The organism is Streptomyces kronopolitis, assembly GCF_014646275.1.
GTDB lineage: Bacteria > Actinomycetota > Actinomycetes > Streptomycetales > Streptomycetaceae > Streptomyces > Streptomyces kronopolitis.
Window position 1 is genome coordinate 48416 of record NZ_BMND01000022.1, and the last position, 19318, is coordinate 67733.

At 73.8% G+C, this 19318-nt stretch carries 19 protein-coding genes; 4 read left to right on the forward strand and 15 right to left on the reverse strand.

Going from position 1 to position 19318, the window contains the following annotated elements; all coding sequences use genetic code 11:
• Nucleotides 1-79: 79 nt before the first annotated feature.
• Nucleotides 80-388 (reverse strand): co-chaperone GroES, encoded by a 309-nt coding sequence (gene groES, locus IEY78_RS22445; protein WP_189101048.1) that lies wholly within the window; start codon nucleotides 386-388, stop codon nucleotides 80-82.
• Nucleotides 389-956: 568 nt separating this feature from the next.
• Here groES and IEY78_RS22450 point away from each other — a divergent pair.
• Both IEY78_RS22450 and IEY78_RS22455 read left to right on the forward strand, forming a co-directional pair.
• Nucleotides 957-2315, forward strand: a complete 1359-nt coding sequence (locus IEY78_RS22450; protein WP_189101050.1) for an FtsW/RodA/SpoVE family cell cycle protein — start codon at nucleotides 957-959, stop codon at nucleotides 2313-2315.
• A 648-nt stretch (nucleotides 2316-2963) separates the two neighbouring features.
• Complete coding sequence (locus IEY78_RS22455) at nucleotides 2964-4247, forward strand: THUMP-like domain-containing protein (protein ID WP_189101052.1); 1284 nt, start codon at nucleotides 2964-2966, stop codon at nucleotides 4245-4247.
• Here IEY78_RS22455 and IEY78_RS22460 read toward each other — a convergent pair.
• The 4 genes from IEY78_RS22460 to tsaB all read right to left on the reverse strand — a co-directional run bounded on the left by IEY78_RS22460 (nucleotide 4231) and on the right by tsaB (nucleotide 7104).
• Nucleotides 4231-4596, reverse strand: coding sequence for a hypothetical protein (locus IEY78_RS22460; protein ID WP_189101054.1), 366 nt, complete (start codon nucleotides 4594-4596; stop codon nucleotides 4231-4233). The genes IEY78_RS22455 and IEY78_RS22460 overlap by 17 nt on opposite strands.
• Nucleotides 4597-4724: 128 nt before the next feature.
• Nucleotides 4725-5870: a tRNA (adenosine(37)-N6)-threonylcarbamoyltransferase complex transferase subunit TsaD gene (tsaD, locus tag IEY78_RS22465; RefSeq protein WP_189101056.1), complete on the reverse strand. Its 1146-nt coding sequence runs from the start codon at nucleotides 5868-5870 to the stop codon at nucleotides 4725-4727.
• A 5-nt stretch (nucleotides 5871-5875) separates the two neighbouring features.
• A complete protein-coding gene (rimI, locus tag IEY78_RS22470; protein ID WP_373294220.1) occupies nucleotides 5876-6433 on the reverse strand; it encodes a ribosomal protein S18-alanine N-acetyltransferase in 558 nt (185 codons plus the stop codon).
• Nucleotides 6430-7104 (reverse strand): tRNA (adenosine(37)-N6)-threonylcarbamoyltransferase complex dimerization subunit type 1 TsaB, encoded by a 675-nt coding sequence (gene tsaB / locus IEY78_RS22475; protein WP_189101058.1) that lies wholly within the window; start codon nucleotides 7102-7104, stop codon nucleotides 6430-6432. Before tsaB ends, rimI begins: the two co-directional genes overlap by 4 nt.
• Nucleotides 7105-7233: 129 nt before the next feature.
• On the opposite strand from tsaB, the gene IEY78_RS22480 reads away from it, so the two are divergent.
• Nucleotides 7234-7809: a hypothetical protein gene (locus IEY78_RS22480; protein ID WP_189101060.1), complete on the forward strand. Its 576-nt coding sequence runs from the start codon at nucleotides 7234-7236 to the stop codon at nucleotides 7807-7809.
• 41 nt (nucleotides 7810-7850) lie between these two features.
• Here the strand turns inward: IEY78_RS22480 and IEY78_RS22485 are convergent, their stop codons facing one another.
• The 9 genes from IEY78_RS22485 to IEY78_RS22525 form a co-directional block, all read right to left on the reverse strand.
• On the reverse strand, nucleotides 7851-8132 hold the full coding sequence (locus tag IEY78_RS22485) for a hypothetical protein (RefSeq protein WP_189101062.1): 282 nt from the start codon (nucleotides 8130-8132) through the stop codon (nucleotides 7851-7853).
• Between the two features lie 207 nt (nucleotides 8133-8339).
• Nucleotides 8340-8858: a tRNA (adenosine(37)-N6)-threonylcarbamoyltransferase complex ATPase subunit type 1 TsaE gene (gene tsaE / locus IEY78_RS22490; RefSeq protein WP_189101064.1), complete on the reverse strand. Its 519-nt coding sequence runs from the start codon at nucleotides 8856-8858 to the stop codon at nucleotides 8340-8342.
• 136 nt (nucleotides 8859-8994) lie between these two features.
• The gene (locus IEY78_RS22495) at nucleotides 8995-10332 is read right to left on the reverse strand and encodes an alpha/beta fold hydrolase (RefSeq protein WP_189101066.1); all 1338 of its coding nucleotides are present in this window, start codon (nucleotides 10330-10332) and stop codon (nucleotides 8995-8997) included.
• The gene (alr, locus tag IEY78_RS22500; RefSeq protein WP_189101068.1) at nucleotides 10329-11516 is read right to left on the reverse strand and encodes an alanine racemase; all 1188 of its coding nucleotides are present in this window, start codon (nucleotides 11514-11516) and stop codon (nucleotides 10329-10331) included. Before alr ends, IEY78_RS22495 begins: the two co-directional genes overlap by 4 nt.
• A 59-nt stretch (nucleotides 11517-11575) precedes the next feature.
• Nucleotides 11576-12385, reverse strand: a complete 810-nt coding sequence (locus IEY78_RS22505; protein ID WP_229700121.1) for a L,D-transpeptidase — start codon at nucleotides 12383-12385, stop codon at nucleotides 11576-11578.
• Between the two features lie 108 nt (nucleotides 12386-12493).
• The gene (locus IEY78_RS22510; protein WP_189101071.1) at nucleotides 12494-13918 is read right to left on the reverse strand and encodes an NAD(P)H-hydrate dehydratase; all 1425 of its coding nucleotides are present in this window, start codon (nucleotides 13916-13918) and stop codon (nucleotides 12494-12496) included.
• Nucleotides 13919-13999: 81 nt separating this feature from the next.
• Nucleotides 14000-14368: a holo-ACP synthase gene (locus IEY78_RS22515; protein ID WP_189101073.1), complete on the reverse strand. Its 369-nt coding sequence runs from the start codon at nucleotides 14366-14368 to the stop codon at nucleotides 14000-14002.
• Nucleotides 14365-16212: a glutamine--fructose-6-phosphate transaminase (isomerizing) gene (gene glmS / locus IEY78_RS22520; RefSeq protein ID WP_189101075.1), complete on the reverse strand. Its 1848-nt coding sequence runs from the start codon at nucleotides 16210-16212 to the stop codon at nucleotides 14365-14367. Before glmS ends, IEY78_RS22515 begins: the two co-directional genes overlap by 4 nt.
• An 80-nt stretch (nucleotides 16213-16292) precedes the next feature.
• Nucleotides 16293-16520, reverse strand: a complete 228-nt coding sequence (locus tag IEY78_RS22525; RefSeq protein ID WP_189101077.1) for a hypothetical protein — start codon at nucleotides 16518-16520, stop codon at nucleotides 16293-16295.
• Between the two features lie 246 nt (nucleotides 16521-16766).
• On the opposite strand from IEY78_RS22525, the gene coaA reads away from it, so the two are divergent.
• The gene (coaA, locus tag IEY78_RS22530) at nucleotides 16767-17750 is read left to right on the forward strand and encodes a type I pantothenate kinase (protein WP_189101079.1); all 984 of its coding nucleotides are present in this window, start codon (nucleotides 16767-16769) and stop codon (nucleotides 17748-17750) included.
• Nucleotides 17751-17847: 97 nt separating this feature from the next.
• Here the strand turns inward: coaA and glmM are convergent, their stop codons facing one another.
• Complete coding sequence (glmM, locus tag IEY78_RS22535) at nucleotides 17848-19206, reverse strand: phosphoglucosamine mutase (protein WP_189101081.1); 1359 nt, start codon at nucleotides 19204-19206, stop codon at nucleotides 17848-17850.
• Nucleotides 19207-19318: the final 112 nt, after the last annotated feature.

The window sequence follows — 19318 nt, forward strand, 5'->3', positions numbered from 1 at the left end:
CGCTCAAACGAACTGCGCCCCTGCCCCGGGTTGTTTAGACGCGGGAACCAGGGGCGCAGATCACGGCAAATCCGGTGACTTACTTCTCGACGATCGCGAGAACGTCGCGAGCCGAGAGAACGAGGTACTCCTCGTTGTTGTACTTCACCTCGGTGCCGCCGTACTTGCTGTAGAGAACGACGTCGCCGACGGTGACGTCGAGCTCGATGCGCTTACCGTCTTCGACCCGGCCCGGGCCCACGGCCAGGACGACGCCCTCCTGGGGCTTCTCCTTGGCGGTGTCCGGAATGACCAGGCCCGAGGCCGTGGTCTGCTCGGCGTCGAGCGGCTGGACCACAATGCGGTCCTCGAGCGGCTTGATGGCAACCTTGGAGCTGGTGGTCGTCACGATCCGACCTCCCCCTTCGGAGATCTCACGGGGTTAACTGTCTGAGGTGGCGACCAGGTCGATCCGTCGTCGCGGGTGCCGGACCTGCCCGTCGCTGTATGTCTGGCACTCCCCACTGGAGAGTGCCAACGCCGAGACTATGACGCGGTTAGCACTCGGTCAAGCGGAGTGCCAGCGCGGCGGGGGGAGGTTCCGCCACCGCCGGTTGACCCGCCCCGCGACGGACCGGCCCCCGCCGCCCGATCGCGGCCCATCCGCGGCGAGTTCCGGGCGGGTTCGGGCACTCCCGCGACGGGCCCCGGCGGATTCGGGCGTTCCCTCGCGACGGGATCCGGGCGGATTCGGGGGCATTCTCCGGCCGTTTTCCGTCAAAAACGACACACCTTCCCTTCCCTCGCAACCACGCCACCGGCTGCCTCGTCTACCTCCCCGGTTGCCGAACCGGGGAACCGGGGAGCCCTCCCGGCCGGCCGGCGGCCTCGACGACCGATGGCGGAGGACTCCCGTGCGTGGACTGACCAGCGTTCCCCGGGCTGCCGCGCGGCCGGAGAGCGAAGCGGAACGCACCATGACGTTCGCCGCGCTGGCCCGGGCACCGGACCGGCGGCGGACCGAGGCGTGGCTGCTCGCCCTCGTCGTCCTGATCGCGGACTTCGGCTACGCCTACACCGGGCTGTCGATGACCGGCCGGCTGCCCGGCGGGATGACCGGCTTCGCGGTCAGCATGCTGTTCGTGGCGCTGGTCCCGCATCTGGTGCTGCGCCGCTACGCGCCGCGCGCCGATCCGCTGATCCTGCCGCTGGCGACGCTGCTGACCGGGATCGGCCTGGTGCTGCTGCACCGCCTGGACGTCACGTACGCGCAGACGCCCCGGCTGAAGATCGCCGAGGCGGCCAGCGGCCAGCTGGTGTGGACGGTGATCGGGGTGGCGAGCTGCATCGTCATCCTGCTGGTGCTGCGCGACCACCGCATCCTCCAGCGCTACATCTATCTGACGATGGCGGTCGCGCTGGTCCTGCTGATGGCACCGGCCTTCTTCGGCGCCGACATGTACGGCGCCAAGCGCTGGATCCTGCTGGGCCCGCTGTCGCTGCAGCCGGGCGAGTTCGTGAAGATAATGATCTCGGTGTTCTTCGCGGGCTATCTCACCGTCAACCGCGATGCGCTGGCGCTGGCCGGACGGCGGGTCCTGGGCGTCCAGCTGCCCCCGGGACGGCAGCTCGCGCCGATCTTCACGATCTGGGTGATCAGCCTGCTGGTACTGGTCTTCGAACGGGACCTGGGCACCTCGCTGATCTTCTTCGGGGTCTTCGTGATCATGCTCTACATGGCGACCGAGCGCACCAGTTGGGTGCTGTGCGGCCTCGCCATGGCCGTGGTCGGCGCCACCGTCGTCGGCTCGACGGAACCGCACGTCAAGGGCCGGATCATGGCCTGGCTGCACCCCATGGACATCTTCCTGCCCGAGGGGAAGCGGCCGCCGGGCCTGATCTCCGACCAGGCCGCGCAGGCCCTGTTCAGCTTCGGCAGCGGCGGCATCTCGGGCAGCGGCCTCGGCCAGGGCCACCCCGAGCTGATCGGCTTCGCCGGCAACAGCGACTTCATCCTCACCACCGTCGGCGAGGAACTGGGCCTGGCCGGGGTGATGGTCGTCCTGATGCTGTACGTGCTGCTCGCCCAGCGCGGGATGCGGGTCGGCCTGACGGCACGCGACCCGTTCGGCAAGCTGCTGGCGGTCGGCCTCTCCGGGGCCCTCCTGCTCCAGGTCTTCGTCGTCGCCGGCGGAGTCACCGGCCTCATCCCCCTGACCGGCAAGGCCCTCCCCTTCCTCGCCAAGGGCGGCTCCTCCCTCGTCGCGAACTGGGTGATGGTGGCCCTACTGCTCCGCATCAGCGACCATGCGCAGCGCCGGCGTGAGCCGGTGTAAGTCTTCCCACGTTTTTGTCTTTCCCGCCGTGCGGGTTGCTCGCCGTCTTACGCCCGCTTCGCGGTGCGTCTCCGCTGCGCGGGCTGCGCCCACGTTGTCGGCTGGCCCGCCGTGGGGCTTCTCGCCGTTGCGCCTGCGGCGGGCGGGTCCGCTGCGCGGGGCTGTCGGGTGCGGTGACGGTCCTCCGGGGTCGGTGTGTGGGACTGCTTCGCTTTACGTCCCACACACCGACCCCTCCGGCCCGCCCCCTCCCGTTGAGGGGTGGGGGAAAGGCCGGTGGGGGTGCACGTGGGTGGGCGAGTGCGCCTCGTGGTCGTACCAAAACGACCGACGACGGACCGAGGCCCTGGCCGGGCACGACGCCCGCCCCCACCCACCGTTACGTACTCCCCCACGGGAGGGGACGGGCCGGAGGGGCCTGGTCTGTGGACGTAAAGCGAAGCAGTCCACAGACCAGCCCCGGAGGTCCGTCACCGCACCCAACACCCACCGCCCGCCGCAGGCGCAACGGCGAAAAACCACTGCGCCGCCGCAGAAAACAACGCGGGAGGGCCGCCAAGCGCAGCGGAGGCGCACCGCGAAGCGGGCGTAAAGCGGCGGGAAACCCCCACGGCGGGAAAGACAAAAGCGTGGGGAGACAATGGCACCGTGAATGACCTCGACGTTTTCGCCAACCTCCTCGCCCCGGAGGGACAGGCTCTGCTGGCCGAGTTGCGGGACCATGACCCGGCAGACGAGCTGGCGGCGGCCACCCGGTTGCGGCGTGAGCATCCCGCGGCGCTGGTCTCGGCCGCTCTCGGCCAGGCGCGGCTGCGGCAGCGCGCGGTGGCGAAGTTCGGGGCGGACGCGGGGCGGATGTACTTCACGCCGAACGGCGTCGAGCAGTCCACCCGCGCCACCGTCGCCGACCACCGCGCGGCCCGCTTCGCCGCGCTCGGCGTCCGTACGCTGGCCGATCTGTGCTGCGGCATCGGCGGTGACGCGCTGGCGCTGGCCCGGGCCGGGATCCGGGTGCTGGCCGTCGACCGGGATCCGCTGGCCTGCGCGGCGGCCCGGGCCAACGCGGAGGCGCTGGGGCTCGCCGAGCTGATCGAGGTGCGCTGCGCGGACGTGACGGAGGTGGACACCGCCGGATTTGACGCGGTGTTCGTCGATCCGGCCCGGCGCGGCAAGACCCCGGCACGAGGGGCCGGGCGCGGCGGCTCGGGCCGGCCGGCGGGTGGGCGCATCTTCGACCCGGAGGCGTACGAGCCGCCGCTGTCGTGGGCCGTCGAGGCGGCCCGCGCGGCACCGTGCGCGGCGCTGAAGATCGCGCCCGGGGTCCCGCACGAGGCCCTGCCCGCGGACGCCGAGACGGAGTGGATCTCGGACGGGGGCGACGTCAAGGAGGCCGTGGTGTGGTTCGGCCCGGGCGGTCCGGTCCCGGGCGGCCGCCGCGCCACCCTGCTGCCGGCCGGCGACTCCCTTCTCGGCGCGGCGCGGCTGGACCCGGCCGGGGACGAGGCGGACCGCGCCCCCGTGGGACCGGTCGGGGACTGGCTGTACGAGCCGGACGGCGCGGTGATCCGGGCCCATCTGGTCGCGGACGTCGCCGGGCAGCTCGACGGCCGGCTGATCGACCCGACCATCGCGTACATCACCGCGGACCGGCTGACGGCCACGCCGTACGCGACCGCCTACGCGCTCACCGACGTGCTGCCGTTCAACGTCAAGAAGCTCAAGGCGCTGCTGCGCGAGCGCGGGGTCGGGATCGCGGTGATCAAGAAGCGGGGGTCCGCGGTGGAGCCCGAGGAGCTGCGCAAGAAGCTGAAGCTGGGCGGCGGCCGCACCTCCTGCACGATCTTCCTCACCCGGGTCGGCGGCGCCCCCGCGATGCTGCTGGGCCGGCCGGCCGCCGAGGCGGCCGAAGGGCCGGTCACGCCAGGTCGGTGAGGTCCTCGGCGTAGACCTGGGAGAGTGGCTGCGGGCCGATGTACTGCTGGCAGGTGCACTGCCCGGCCTCGTACTGCACCGGCCGGTGCTCCTCGTCCCAGACCACCGCCACCTCCACCCGCTCATGGCACTTGCCCCGCTTGTCGTGCTTGGCGAGGTGGTGGGTGCAGCCGCACACCGGCTCGGGCTGCTTGTGGGCGGCGGCGAGTTCCTGGCGCTCCTGGCGCGCGGACTCCAGCCGCTCCATCTTCCGTTCGTGACGGGTGCGCAGCGCCGTGCGGGCGGTGTCGGCGACCTTCGCGAATCCGCCCGCCATGAAGAAGATGAAGACCCACCAGAACCAGTCCACAGCCTGCCGCCTCCCCACGTGCGCGCCCGGTGCTGGTTGCCAGGGTAAGACCTCGGGCCGCGCACCGGGCGGGCGGAGGCACCTGCGCGCGAAGAACGACAAACGACGCCCCGGCGGGCGGTGCCCGGTCAGGAGTAGAGGTTGTGCTTGCTCACCTCGTGGACGTGGTCGTGATCGTGGCCGTGCCCGCGGCTGTGGCCGTGCGCTTCCGGGGCGGCGGGCTCGCCGGGGACGTGCGGCTCGGTGACCGGCAGCGAGGAGTCCGCGGACAGGTCCCAGGCGGAGGCCGCCCGGCCGCGGGCCACCATCTCCGCGCCCAGGGCAGCGACCATCGCGCCGTTGTCGGTGCACAGCTTGGGCCGCGGCACCCGCAGCGTGATGCCGGCGTCCTCGCAGCGGCGCTGGGCCATCGCCCGCAGCCGGGAGTTGGCCGCCACCCCGCCGCCGATCATCAGGTGGTCCACGCCGTTGTCCTTGCAGGCCCGGACGGCCTTGCGGGTCAGCACGTCCACCACGGCCTCCTGGAAGGACGCCGAGACGTCCGCCACCGGCACCTCCTCGCCGGCCGCCCGCTTGGCCTCGATCCAGCGGGCGACCGCCGTCTTCAGGCCGGAGAAGGAGAAGTCGTAGACCGGGTCGCGGGGGCCGGTCAGCCCGCGCGGGAAGCGGATCGCGTCGGGGTTGCCCTCGCGGGCGTAGCGGTCGATGACCGGCCCGCCGGGGAAGCCGAGGTGGAGCACCCGCGCGATCTTGTCGAAGGCCTCGCCGGCCGCGTCGTCGATCGTCGAGCCCAGGGGGCGCACGTCGGAGGTGATGTCGGGCGCGAGGAGCAGGGAGGAGTGGCCGCCGGAGACCAGCAGCGCCATCGTCGGCTCCGGCAGCGGGCCGTGCTCCAGCTGGTCGACGCAGATGTGCGAGGCGAGGTGGTTGACGCCGTAGAGCGGCTTGCCGAGGGCGTAGGCGTACGCCTTGGCGGCCGAGACGCCCACCAGCAGCGCGCCGGCCAGGCCCGGTCCGGCGGTGACCGCGATCCCGTCCAGGTCGGAGGCGGCGACGCCGGCGTCCTTCAGGGCACGCTGGATGGTGGGGACCATCGCCTCCAGGTGGGCGCGCGAGGCGACCTCGGGCACCACCCCTCCGAAGCGGGCGTGCTCGTCGACGCTGGAGGCGACCGCGTCCGCGAGCAGGGTGTGGCCGCGGACGATGCCGACACCGGTCTCGTCGCAGGAGGTCTCGATGCCGAGGACGAGCGGTCCGCCGCGTGAGTCAGCCATGAGTCTCAAGTTCCTTGTACGGGAGGTGCTTCGGAGGAGGTCTGGGTGGTGCGGCGCATCACCAGGGCGTCGATGTTGCCGGGCTGGTAGTAGCCGCGGCGGAAGCCGACCGGCTCGAAGCCGAATCGCTCGTAGAGGCGCTGGGCGCGGAGGTTGTCGACCCGCACCTCCAGCAGCACCTCGTGGCACTCGAAGTCGGTGGCGGCGCCGAGGAGTTCGGTCAGCATCCGGGAGCCGAGGCCGGAGCCCCACTGGTCGCGGGCGGTGGCGATGGTCTGGATGTCGCCGGTGCCGTCGACGGCGGCCAGCCCGCCGTAGCCGAGCAGCCGGCCGTCCCGCTCGGCGACGAGGTAGCGGCGGCTGGCGCGCGGGCCGCGCGCGTGGGCCAGCTCGGACCAGAACATGCCGGGCGACCAGGCGTCCTCGGGGAACAGCTCCCGCTCCAGCTCCAGCACCGGCCCGAGGTCCCACCAGCGCATCTCGCGCAGCACCGGGTCGCGGTCCGCGGAGCCGGCCGGCGGCGGCGCCGGGGGACGCGGGTCGGGCGAGGGGCGGACGCTCACCGGGGCGTGACCACCTTGTAGTTGGCCGGGACCTGGGCGTCCGGGCGGCGCAGGTACAGCGGCTGCGGGGGCAGCAGCTCCTCGCCCGCCGCCAGCTTCCGCACGGCCAGCCCGGCCAGGGCTGCGGCCGACTGGTGCTCGGGCCCGTCGCGCCGTACGCCGGTGAACACCGTGTCGTAGAGCAGCGCGCCGGCGCCCACGGCGGGGACGCCGGCCACCTCGGCGGCGATGTCGGCGGGGCGGTCGACGGCCGGCTCGGTCACCCGGGTCGCCGGGGCGGACGCCGTACCGGGCTCGTAGCGCGCCCAGTAGACCTCCTTGCGGCGGGCGTCGGTGGCCACGACGAAGGGTTCGGTGAGCCCGGCGGCGTGGGCGAGGCCGTCCAGCGTGCACAGGCCGTGGACGGGGACGCCGAGCACCGACCCGAAGGTGGCGGCGGTCACCAGGCCGACCCGCAGGCCGGTGTAGGGACCCGGGCCCACGCCGACCACGATGTCGCTGACCGCGTCGAGCGTGCGGCCGGCCTCGGCCAGTACCCGGTCGACGGCGGGCAGCAGCAGTTCGCCGTGCCGGCGGGCGTCCACCTGGCGGGACTCGGCGAGGACGCCGGATCCGTCGTGGAGCGCGACGGTGACGGCGGGGGTGGCGGTGTCAAGAGCTAGCAGCAGCACGCCCTCAAGACTACGGCTCGGCGGGCGGTCCCCGTTCCGGTGCTACCGTCGCCCCCGTAGTCAGCAGCACGCAGCCCGGCGCCAGGACCGGGTCTCCCCGCCGGGGAGAGGGAGGAAAGGTGCACAGCGGTGCCCGCTAAGAGCAGCACGATCGTCACCGCGCTGACGGCGGCGGCCCTGGTCGCGGTCGGGGTGCTCGGGTACCAGGCCTCGGCGTCCGCCCCGGACACCCTCAGCCAGGCCCGCAAGGGCGGCCACCAGGCCCCCGAGGGCCACCCGGACGGGCACGGCAAGAAGGACACGAAGGACCGCGCCCCCGCCCCGGCCCCGGTCCCCGCCGCCTCCGGCGCGGGCCGGCGGATCGTCTACTCGCTCGCCGCCAAGCGGGTCTGGCTGGTCGGCCCGAAGGGCACCGCGCAGCGGACGTTCGCGGTCACGCCCAGCACGGTCAGCCCGCCGCGCGGCACCTACGCGGTCGGCTCGCGGTCGGTGAGCGTCATGGGCTCGGACGGCGTCGCCATCGAGCACGTCGTGCGGTTCGCCGGCGTCAGCGGCGTCACGGTCGGCTTCAGCGCGGCCGTGGACGGCTCGCGGCCCGATCCGGGCGCGGGGAAGAAGACCGGCGGCATCCGTGAGTCGCGCGAGGACGGCAAGGCGATGTGGGACTTCGCGCTGCACGGCACCAAGGTCGTCGTCGTCCCCTGACCGCGCGTGGCCGGGCCGCCGCCGGTTGTCGCCCCTACGGGCTACGCCGCGTCGCGGCCGCCGGTGGACAGCGGGCCGCTCCCGGCCCCGTCCGCCCCATCCGGCTCGTCCTGCTCCCGCGTCTCGCCGTCCGGCCCCGCGGCGTCGCTGCGGGCCTCGTCGGCTGCGTCGGGGGGTGTGGAGACGGCGCTCGCCGCCGCGCAGGCCGCCAGCAGTTCATCCATGGTCGGCGTCTCGCGCGCCTCGTCGGCGGCGCGCCCGGCCGCCGCGAGGGCGGCGATCCCGCGCCCGTCGGGCGTGGGAGTGGGCTGGTGGGCGGACATGGACGCCTCCCGGGGCTCCTGGGGCAAAGCGACAGAAGCTAGGCTGGCTACTTAGGCTGACCTAACTAGGGGTCTCTTCCCATGTCACCACGCCCGGCACCGGGTGCGCAACATCTTACCGACGGCTTGTCGGAAACTACCGGGCCGCGACCGGCTCCGGCCCCCGCGAATCCCTCCCCGGCCCGGGCGGCCTCCCGGCCACCGAGGTCAGCAGGCCTCCAGCGCGGGCAGCCCGGCGTCCGCCCAGCGCGGGCCGAGGCCGGTCACCGTCACCTCGCGGACGTCGTCCGCGTCGTCCTCCGGCACCCCGTCGCTGCCCAGGGCGCGCCCGATGACCACCTGGAGCCGGTTCTCGGACAGCTCCTCGACCTTGCCCTCGCCCCACTCCACGACCACCACCGACTCCGGCAGCGAGACATCGAGGTCGAGATCCTCCATCTCGTCCAGGCCGCCGCCGAGCCGGTAGGCGTCGACGTGCACCAGCGCGGGGCCGCCTACCAGCGAGGGGTGGACCCGGGCGATGACAAACGTGGGGGAGGTGACGGCGCCGCGCACGCCCAGCCCCTCCCCCAGGCCGCGGGTCAGCGTGGTCTTGCCGGCCCCCAGCTCACCGGTGAGCAGCACCAGGTCGCCGGGGCGCAGCAGCGGGGCCAGCCGACGGCCCAACTCCTGCATCTGGTCGGGGGACTTGACGGTTACGTGCGCCATCGCGCCGGTGGTGCTCATGCCGCAAATGGTACGGCCCGGACGCGGTGGCGGCTCCGGGCCGGGGTTCGGGCGGGCCGCCCGGAAAGTGGATCATGCCTGGTCGGGGGCCCGGCGGCGGCGCGGGGCCGGGCCGCCCCGGCACCCCGACCGTGGCTCAGGCGCGGGCGTGCCGGGAGCTGCGGGCCGCCGCGCTCGCCCGCTCCACCAGCGACACCAGGTGCTCGTTGACCAGCTCGGGCCGCTCCAGCATCACCAGGTGCCCGGCCTCCGGTACGCACACCAGCTCGGCGTCGGGCAGCACCTCGGCGATCGTCCGGCTGTGGTCGGCGGGGGTGATCAGGTCGCTCTCCCCGGCGAGCACCAGCGCGGGCACCGCGTCGTACGCCACCAGCGACTCGGTCTTGTCGTGCACCGCGAAGGCCGGGAAGAACTCGGCGACCACATCGATCGGGGTCGCCTCGATCAGCCGCTCGCCGAACCGCGCGATGCCCGGGTCCACCTTCTCCGGCGTCCCGAACGAATAGCGCTTGATCAGCCCGGCGAAGAGGTCGGCGGTGGCCCGCCGCCCGCGCTCGACGATCTCGTGCTGCCAGCCCAGCGCCTTGAGCACGCCCGGCGCGAGCCAGTGGAAGGCCTTCATGCCCATCGACGGCAGCCCGTAGGTGACCTCGCTCAGCCGCCCCGCGGACGTGCCGATCAGGGCCACCCCGACCACCCGCTCCGCGACGAACTCCGGGAACTGGTCGGCCAGCGCCATCACGGTCATCCCGCCCATGGAGTGCCCGACCAGCACGATCGGCCCCTCGGGGACCGCGGCGTCCAGCACCGCCTTCAGGTCGCGGCCCAGCAGGTCGATGGTGACCTCCTCGGTGCCGTCGATCTGGCCGTGGCCGCGCGAGGAGCGGCCGTGGCTGCGCTGGTCCCAGTGGACGGTGCGGACCGTGCCGCGCAGCGCCGAGCGCTGGAAGTGCCAGGAGTCCTGGCTGAGGCAGTAGCCATGGCTGAAAACGACCGTGGGAGCCGTGGCCCGCCGGCCGAGCGCCGCGGTCAGCCGCTTGCGCAGACCGCTGTGGGCCTCCTGCGCGGCACGGGCCTCCTTGCCGCGGACGGGCTTGGCCGAACGGTCGCCCTTGCCGTTCTTCGCGTTCTTGGCGCCCTTGGCCGTCCGCTCGTCCTTCTCCGCGCCGCCCGGCTCCGGGCCCGGCTCGTCGACCTCGTAGTACAGCTCGGTGCCGTCCTCGGCGATCGCCGCGCCCGGTGTGCCGCGCAGCGTGCCGTACGGGCCGGCGGCGTCCAGCGCGAGCCGGGCCCGGCGGCGCATCCCGCGGCCGACCGTCATCCGCTCTATCGCCACCCCGGCCGCGGCACCCGCCGCGACCACGCCGATGGCAGCGCCGGCGATACCGGCGTGCCGGCCCGCCCGTGCCCAGTTGCCGGCGGCCTCGGCCGCCGCCTCCACCGCCGCCGCGGCGGCCTCCTGCCCCTCGGTCATGCCGTACCCCCCGTGAGCGTGCGGTCTCCTCCGGCTTCGCTGCGTGTGGCGCTGTCCACATGGACGCGCGGGACCCGGGTTCCGATCCGGGTGACGATCTCATAGCCGATGGTTCCGGCCACCCGGGCCCAGTCCTCGGCGGTCGGCTCGCCGCCGTCGCCGGGGCCGAACAGCACCGCCCGGTCGCCCGGCTCGGCGTGGTCGCCGCCCAGGTCGACCACGAACTGGTCCATCGCGATCCGCCCGGCGACCGTCCGCCACGCGCCGGCGATCAGCACCGGGCCGCCGTTGGAGGCGTGCCGCGGGATGCCGTCGGCGTAGCCGAGCGGGACCAGCGCCAGGGTCGTCTCGCGGGGCGTCGTGTACTGGTGCCCGTACGACACGCCGTGGCCGCCCGGGACGCGCTTGACCGACGCCAGCGCGGCCTCCAGCGTCATGGCCGGCCGCAGCCCCAGCTCCTGCGAGGTGCCGAGGTCGGGGCTGGGCGAGATGCCGTAGATGCCGATGCCGGTGCGGACCAGGTCGAAGTGCGCCTCGGGGAGGGTCAGCAGCGCCGGGGTGTTGGCGATGTGCCGGACCTCGGGGCGCAGCCCGGCCCGACCGGCGATCGCCAACGCCTCGTGGAAGGCGGTCAGCTGGAGGGCGATCGAGGGGTGGCCGGGCTCGTCGGCGCAGGCGAAGTGCGACCAGACGCCGGTGACCCGCAGCGTGCCCTCGGCCTCGGCGGCGCGGGCCGCGGCGGTCAGCTCCGGCCAGTCGGCGGGCGCGCAGCCGTTGCGGCCGAGGCCGGTGTCGATCTTGAGCTGGACGCGGGCGGTGCGGCCGCACTCCCGCGCCGCCGCGGTCACCTCGCGCAGTGCCCACAGCCCGCTCACAGAGATGTCGATGTCCTGCTCGACGGCCCGGCGCCAGGGGCCGCCCGGCGTCCACAGCCAGCACATCAGCCGTCCGGTGTCGCCGGCCGCGCGCAGCGCGAACGCCTCCTCGGGCAGCGCCGTACCCAGCCAGCCCGCGCCGGCCTCACGGGCGGCGCGCGCACAGCGCACCGCCCCGTGTCCGTAGCCGTCGGACTTGACCACGGCCATCAGCTCTGCCCGGGGTGCGCGGTCCCCCAGGGCACGCACGTTCGACCGCACGGCGGCGAGGTCGATGGTGGCGCGGGCGCGCTTCGCTGTCTCGTTCATCCCCCTCAGTGTCGCAGGCGGCACCGCGACACCCCGGGGGACGGGCGGGAAAACCACGCTCACACGCTGGGTTTCCGCCCCCAGACGTACACGACGTCGCCCTTCCTCAGCACTTCCCAGACCCGGCGCGCGTCCGTCATGGTGAGGTTGACGCAGCCGTGCGAGCCCGGTCCGGAGTAGATGTCCTCGTAGACGCCGTGCAGCGCCTCCCCGCGGTCGAAGAACTGCGCGTAGGGCATGGCCGTGTGGTAGAGGTTCGAGATGTGCCGCCGGTGGCGCAGATAGATCCGGTACGCCCCGGTGCGGGTCTCCATCGTCGGCGCGCCGGAGCGGATCGTGACCGGGTCGAGGATCACCCGCCCGTCCTGCTGCACCCACATCAGCTGCCGGTCCAGATCGACGCAGGCCGTGCGCTCGGCGGTGTCGGGGCAGTGCCCGGCCCGGTTGGGGTCCTTCCTGGCCCGCATCAGCCGCACCGTCGCACCGGTGACCGGCCCGGCGAAGCCGGTGGCCGGCGCGATCCGGTGCGCCTGCTGGAAGCGCCGGATCGCCCGGCAGTCCCCCTGGCTCTGCCGCCCGTCCACCTCGCGCCCCAGATAGCGCTCCGCCTGCCGCTGGTAGGGCCCGGTCGTCCGGCTGCACGCCGGCTCCCGCAGGCCGCGCACCGCCCCGGACCGCGGCACGTACTCCAGGTGCGGCCGCGGCGCTCCCGGGGAGACCGCGGCCGCCCGGCCCGGCTCCTGCGGGCGGCCCGGTACCAGCCCGGTCACCTGCCACGGCGCGGACGGCGGGGCGACGGCCACCGCGGACGGTCCGGCGGCGGCGAGCAGCGAGGCGCAGACCAGCAGCGCCGAAAAGGTGCGTTTCATGCCCTCACGCATGCCGTGGCCGCGCGGTCATACAAGCCCTCCGGACGCCAGGTTCGCCCTGGTGCCCGACCCTTTCCCCCGCGGGGCGTAACGCTCGCGCGAGAGCTGTCAGTCCGTCACATCCCGCCAGGCCGCGTCCAGATGGGCGGCCACCTCGGAGGCGAGGATCGGGGCGCCCTCCCGCCCGGCCGCCCGGCGCGCGGCCAGCCCGTGCAGATACGCGCCGACGGATCCCGCGTCCAGGGCCGGCAGCCCCGCGGCGAGCAGCGAGCCCGTCACCCCCGACAGCACGTCCCCGCTCCCGGCCGTCGCCAGCCAGCCCGTCCCGGTGGGGTTCACCCGCACCGGGCCGCCGGCCCCCGCGACCAGCGTCGTCGAGCCCTTGAGCAGCACCGTGGCGCCGAAGCTCCGCGCCAACTCCCGTACGGACGCCAGCCGTGCCGCCTCGACCTCCGCGCGCCCGCACCCGAGCAGCGCCGCCGCCTCCCCGGCGTGCGGCGTCAGCAGCGTCTGCGCGGCCCGCTCCCGCACCCGACGCGGCGTCAGGAACCGCAGCCCGTCCGCGTCCACCAGCACCGGCACGTCCGACGCCAGCACGTCCTCCAGCGCGTCCGACTCGTCCCCGATGCCGGGCCCGATCACCCATGCCTGCACCCGCCCGGCCTTGTCCGGCGGCCCGGCGTGCACCAGCGTCTCCGGGAAGCGGGCCAGGACCGCGTCCGCGGCCGGGCCGACGTAGCGCACCGCGCCCGCGCCGCCGCGCAGCGCCCCGGCCACCGCGAGCACCGCCGCCCCCGGATACCGCGCGGACCCGGCGACCACGCCCACCACGCCCCGCCGGTACTTGTCGCTCTCGGCCGACGGGCGCGGCAGCAGCCGTGCCACGTCCGCGTGCTGCAACGCCTCCATGGCGGCCTCCGGGGGCAGCGTGAGCCCGATGTCCACCAGCCGCAGCGCGCCGGCCCGCTCCCGCGCCGGGTCAACCAGCAGGCCCGGCTTGTACGCGCCGAAGGTCACCGTGGCGTCGGCCCGCACCGCCTCCCCGCTCACCTCGCCGGTGTCCGCGTCCACCCCGCTCGGCAGGTCGACGGCCACCACCGGCGCCGACTCCCGTGCCACCCGGGCCAGTCGGGCCGCCTCGGGCCGCAGTCCGCCGCGTCCCCCGATCCCGACGATGCCGTCCACCACCAGATCCGCCCGGGCCAGGTCCCGCGGCGCGTCGTCCGACACCCGCCCGCCGGCCGACCGCAGGGCGGCGAGCCCGCCGGAGTGGGCCCGCCCGGGCGACAGCAGCACGGCCGCCACCCCGGCCCCCCGCCTCGCCAGCCGGGCGCCGGCGTACAGCGCGTCCCCTCCGTTGTCGCCGCTGCCCACCAGCAGCACCACCCGGGCGCCGTACACCCGCCCCAGCAACTCCGCGCAGGCCACGGCCAGTCCGGCCGCGGCCCGCTGCATCAGGGCCCCTTCGGGCAGCCGGGCCATGAGCTCCCGCTCGGCGGCCCGCACGGTCTCCACGCTGTAGGCAGTCCTCATACGCCAAGTCTCGCCCCTCGCCGACGGGGTGCGGCGGATTTCCCACCCGCCGCACCACGGCGGCGCCCGCCGGAGACCGCGTCACCCCTCGGCGATCACCACGGCGGAGGCCACGCCCGCGTCATGGCTCAGCGAGACGTGCCAGGACCGGACGCCGAGTTCCGCGGCGCGCGCCTCGACCGTCCCGCGCACCCGCAGCCGCGGCTGTCCGCTGTCCTCGACGTACACCTCGGCATCGCTCCAGTGCAGCCCGCCCGGCGCCCCCAGCGCCTTGGCCAGCGCCTCCTTCGCGGCGAACCGGGCCGCCAGCGAGGCGGTGCCGCGGCGCTCCCCGCTCGGCAGACACAGCTCCGAGGGGAGGAACAGCCGCCCCGCCAGCTCGGGCGTGCGGTCCAGCGCCGCCCCGAAGCGCTCGATCTCCGCCACGTCGATCCCCACCCCGATGATCATTCGACGGTCACCGACTTGGCGAGGTTGCGCGGCTGGTCGACCTCGTTGCCGCGGGCGGTGGCCAGCTCGCAGGCGAAGACCTGCAACGGCACCGTGGACACCAGCGGCTGCAGCAGCACCGGCGTCCGCGGGATCCGTACGAGGTGATCGGCGTAGGGCACCACCGTCTCGTCGCCCTCCTCCGCGATCACGATGGTCCGCGCGCCGCGGGCCCGGATCTCCTGGATGTTGGACACGATCTTGTCGTGCAGCACGGACCGCCCGCGCGGCGACGGCACGACCACCACCACCGGCAGATCCTGCTCGATCAGCGCGATCGGCCCGTGCTTCAGCTCGCCGGCCGCGAAGCCCTCCGCGTGCATGTACGCGAGTTCCTTGAGCTTCAGCGCGCCCTCCAGCGCCACCGGATAGCCCACGTGCCGGCCGAGGAAGAGCACCGTGTTCTTGTCGGCGAGGCTGCGCGCCAGCTCCCGTACCGGCTCCATCGTGCCGAGCACCTGCTCGACCTGGGTGCCGATGGCGGCGAGTTCGCGCACCACGGCCCGGATCTCGTCCCCCCACTTCGTGCCCCGCACCTGCGCCACGTACAGCGCCACCAGGTAGCAGGCCACCAGCTGGGTCAGGAACGCCTTCGTGGACGCCACCGCGACCTCGGGCCCGGCGTGGGTGTACAGCACCGCGTCCGACTCCCGCGGGATGGTCGACCCGTTGGTGTTGCAGATGGCGAGCACCTTCGCGCCCTGCTCACGGGCGTGCCGCAGCGCCATCAGGGTGTCCATGGTCTCGCCGGACTGGCTGATGGCGATGACCAGGGTGTGCCGGTCCAGGATCGGGTCGCGGTAGCGGAACTCGCTGGCCAGCTCGGTCTCGCAGGGGATCCGCGTCCAGTGCTCGATCGCGTACTTGGCGATCATCCCCGCGTGGTACGCCGTCCCGCACGCCACGATGACGACCTTGTCGACCTCGCGCAGCACCTCCGGCGGGATCCGCACCTCGTCCAGGGACAGCACCCCCGAGGCGTCGATCCGGCCCAGCAGGGTGTCCGCGACGGCCTTCGGCTGCTCGGCGATCTCCTTGAGCATGAAGTAGTCGTAGCCGCCCTTCTCGGCGGCCGAGGCGTCCCAGTCGACGTGGTACTCCCGCACCTCGGCGGGCGCCCCGTCGAAGCCGGTGACCGTCACCGCCTCCCGGCGCAGCTCCACCACCTGGTCCTGGCCCAGCTCGATCGCCTCGCGGGTGTGCGCGATGAACGCCGCGACGTCCGAGGCGAGAAAGGCCTCGCCGTCCCCGACACCCACCACCAGCGGCGAGTTGCGGCGCGCCCCGACCACCACGTCCGGCTCGTCGGCATGCACCGCGACCAGCGTGAAGGCGCCCTCCAGCCGCCGGCACACCTGCCGCATCGCCTCGGCCAGCTCCCCGCAGGACGAATAGGCCTCGGCCAGCAGATGGGCCACCGCCTCGGTGTCCGTCTCGGATGTCAACTCATGCCCGCGGTCGGTGAGTTCGGCGCGCAGGGCGGCGAAGTTCTCGATGATGCCGTTGTGCACGACGCAGACCCGGCCGGCGTTGTCCAGATGCGGATGGGCGTTGGCGTCGGTGGGCGCGCCGTGGGTGGCCCACCGGGTGTGCCCGATACCGGCCGCGCCCGCGGGCAGCGGACGGTCCGCCAGCTCCTTCTCCAGATTGGCGAGTTTGCCGGCCTTTCTGGCCGCGGCCAGTCCGCCGTCGGCGAGCACGGCCACGCCCGCCGAGTCGTAGCCGCGGTACTCCAGCCGCTTCAGCCCGGCCAGGACGACATCCAGGGCGCTCTGCCCGCCCACATATCCCACGATTCCGCACATGGGGGCAGCGTACGCTGCGGGCCTGCACGGTCCGCAGCGTCACGTCGCGGCGGGTCACGGCCGGAGAACCGGCCCGCGGGTCAGTACCCGAGCGCTATCCGGTCGTGCGCCTCGCGCACCGTCTCCAGGAACTCCTCGTCCGCCTCCGCGTCCACGCCGAGCCCGCTGACCGGCTCGTAGCGCTCCAGGAAATCGCCGAGGTCCTCACCCAGGTCCTCGTCCGGCAGATCCTCCGCCAGCTCGGCGTACACCCGCGCGGCGAAACAGTCCGACGCGGCCTTCGTACCCCGGCCCCGGACCGCGCTCACGGTCCTCCCCCACGGTCGCTGTCCCAGCAGACCGGCCTTACGCGCTCCCACACGTGCCCCCTTGCGTCGTCCACGGCCCTGGGCGGGCGTGTCCCCGCCACCGACCGTACCGGGCAATATCCATTCGGGTACAGACAGCGAGGTGGAGATGCACCCAAGCCCGCCCTGACAGGCACAACCCCCCTCGCAGACGTCAGCCTGGCACCCGGAGGTGAACGGCACATGACGCCTGAGCACAATGGGCGCGTGCCCTCGACGACCGATCCGCAGCAACGACGCCGCGCCGACAGCTCCCCGTACGTCGATCTGACGCGCGCGCAGTGGAGCGCCCTGCGGGAGAAGACCCCGCTGCCCCTGACGGCCGACGAGGTCGAACGGCTGCGGGGGCTCGGCGACGTCATCGACCTCGACGAGGTGCGCGACGTCTACCTCCCGCTGTCCCGGCTGCTCAACCTCTACGTCGGCGCCACCAGCAATCTGCGCGGCGCGCTCAACACCTTCCTCGGCGACGCCGGCGGCGGCCCGCAGACCGGCACCCCCTTCGTCATCGGGGTCGCCGGCAGCGTGGCGGTCGGCAAGTCCACCACCGCCCGGCTGCTCCAGGCCCTGCTGGCCCGCTGGCCCGAGCACCCGCGGGTGGAGCTGGTCACCACCGACGGGTTCCTCTTCCCCAACGCCGAGCTGCACCGGCGCGGCCTGATGTCCCGCAAGGGCTTCCCGGAGTCCTACGACCGGCGGGCGCTGACCCGCTTCGTCGCGGACGTGAAGTCCGGCCGGGCCGAGGTCTCCGCGCCCGTCTACTCCCACCTGATCTACGACATCGTGCCCGACGAGCGGCTGACCGTACGCCGCCCGGACATCCTCATCGTCGAGGGGCTGAACGTCCTCCAGCCGGCGCTGCCCGGCAAGGACGGCCGCACCCGCCTGGGCCTCGCCGACTTCTTCGACTTCTCCGTCTACGTCGACGCCCGCACCGAGGACATCGAGCGGTGGTACCTCGGCCGCTTCCGCAAGCTGCGCGAGACCGCCTTCCAGAACCCGTTCTCGTACTTCCGCAAGTACACCCAGGTCTCCGAGGACGAGGCCCTCGACTACGCCCGGAAGATGTGGCGGACCATCAACAAGCCCAACCTGCAGCAGAACGTGGCCCCGACCCGCGGCCGCGCGAACCTGGTCCTGCGCAAGGGGCCGGACCACAAGGTGCAGCGGCTGTCACTGCGCAAGCTCTGAACGGCCACCGGCCACGGACCCCGGCGGCGCCGCCGATGCGAGCGGGCGGGCCCCCGACCACCGTCAGGAACCCGCCCGCAAAAGCACCCCGCCGCGCTCAGCCCAGTGCGGACTTGACCGCGTCGGCCAGCCGTCCGGCGACCGCCCGGGCCTGCTCGATGTCGGCCGCCTCCACCATCACGCGCACCAGCGGCTCCGTGCCGGAGGGCCGCAGCAGCACCCGCCCGGTCGCGCCCAGCTCCCGCTCCGCCTCGGTGACCGCCGCGGTCAGCTCCGGCGAGGTGGCCACCCGCGCCTTGTCGACGTCGGGGACGTTGATCAGGATCTGCGGCAGCCGCTCCATGACGCCCGCCAGCTCGGCCAGCGGACGCCCGGTCGCGGCGACCCGCGCGGCCAGCATCAGACCGGTCAGCGTGCCGTCACCGGTGGTGGCGTGGTCCAGCACGATGACGTGCCCGGACTGCTCGCCGCCCAGCGCGAAGCCGTGCGCCTTCATCTCCTCCAGGACGTAGCGGTCGCCGACCGCCGTCTGGATCAGCTCGATGCCCGCGCGCTCCATGGCCAGCTTGAAGCCCAGGTTCGACATGACGGTGGCGACCACGGTGTTCTGGCGCAGCGTGCCGGCCTCGCGCATCCCCAGCGCCAGCACCGCCAGGATCTGGTCCCCGTCGACCTCGTTGCCCTCGCGGTCCACGGCCAGGCAGCGGTCCGCGTCGCCGTCGTGGGCGACACCCAGGTCGGCGCCGTGCTCGACGACGGCCGCGCGCAGCAGCGCGAGGTGGGTGGAGCCGCAGCCGTCGTTGATGTTCAGGCCGTCGGGCTCGGTGCCGAGGGTGATGACATCGGCGCCGGCCCGGGCGAACGCCTCGGGCGAGACCCGCGCCGCCGCGCCGTGCGCGCCGTCGATGACGATCTTCAGCCCGTCCAGGCGGTTGGGCAGGACACCGACGAGGTGCGCGACATAGTTGTCGAAGCCCTCGTCGTAGACGGTGACCCGGCCCACGCCGGCGCCGGTCGGCCGCTCCCAGGGCTCACCGGAGCTGTGCGCGCGGTAGGTCCGCTCGATCCGGTCCTCCAGCTCGTCGGCGAGCTTGTGGCCGCCGCGGGCGAAGAACTTGATGCCGTTGTCGGGCATCGGGTTGTGGCTGGCCGAGAGCATCACACCGAGGTCCGCACCGAGCGAGCCGGTCAGATACGCGACCGCCGGGGTCGGGAGCACGCCCACCCGCAGCACGTCCACCCCGGCGCTGGCCAGGCCCGCGACGACCGCGGCCTCCAGGAATTCCCCGGAAGCGCGTGGATCGCGCCCGACCACGGCCACCGGCCGGTGACCTTCGAAGGTGCCCGCTTCGGCGAGCACGTGCGCCGCAGCGACCGACAGACCGAGCGCCAGCTCCGCCGTCAGGTCCGCATTGGCGACACCGCGCACACCGTCCGTGCCGAAGAGTCGTCCCACTGGTGTCCTCCGAGTAGATGAGCTTGGACCAGAGATGTACGTCCAGGTATACGCGTCCGGTCCCGGATAGCCGAACGCCCCGGCAGCACGGAGGTGCCACCGGGGCGTACGC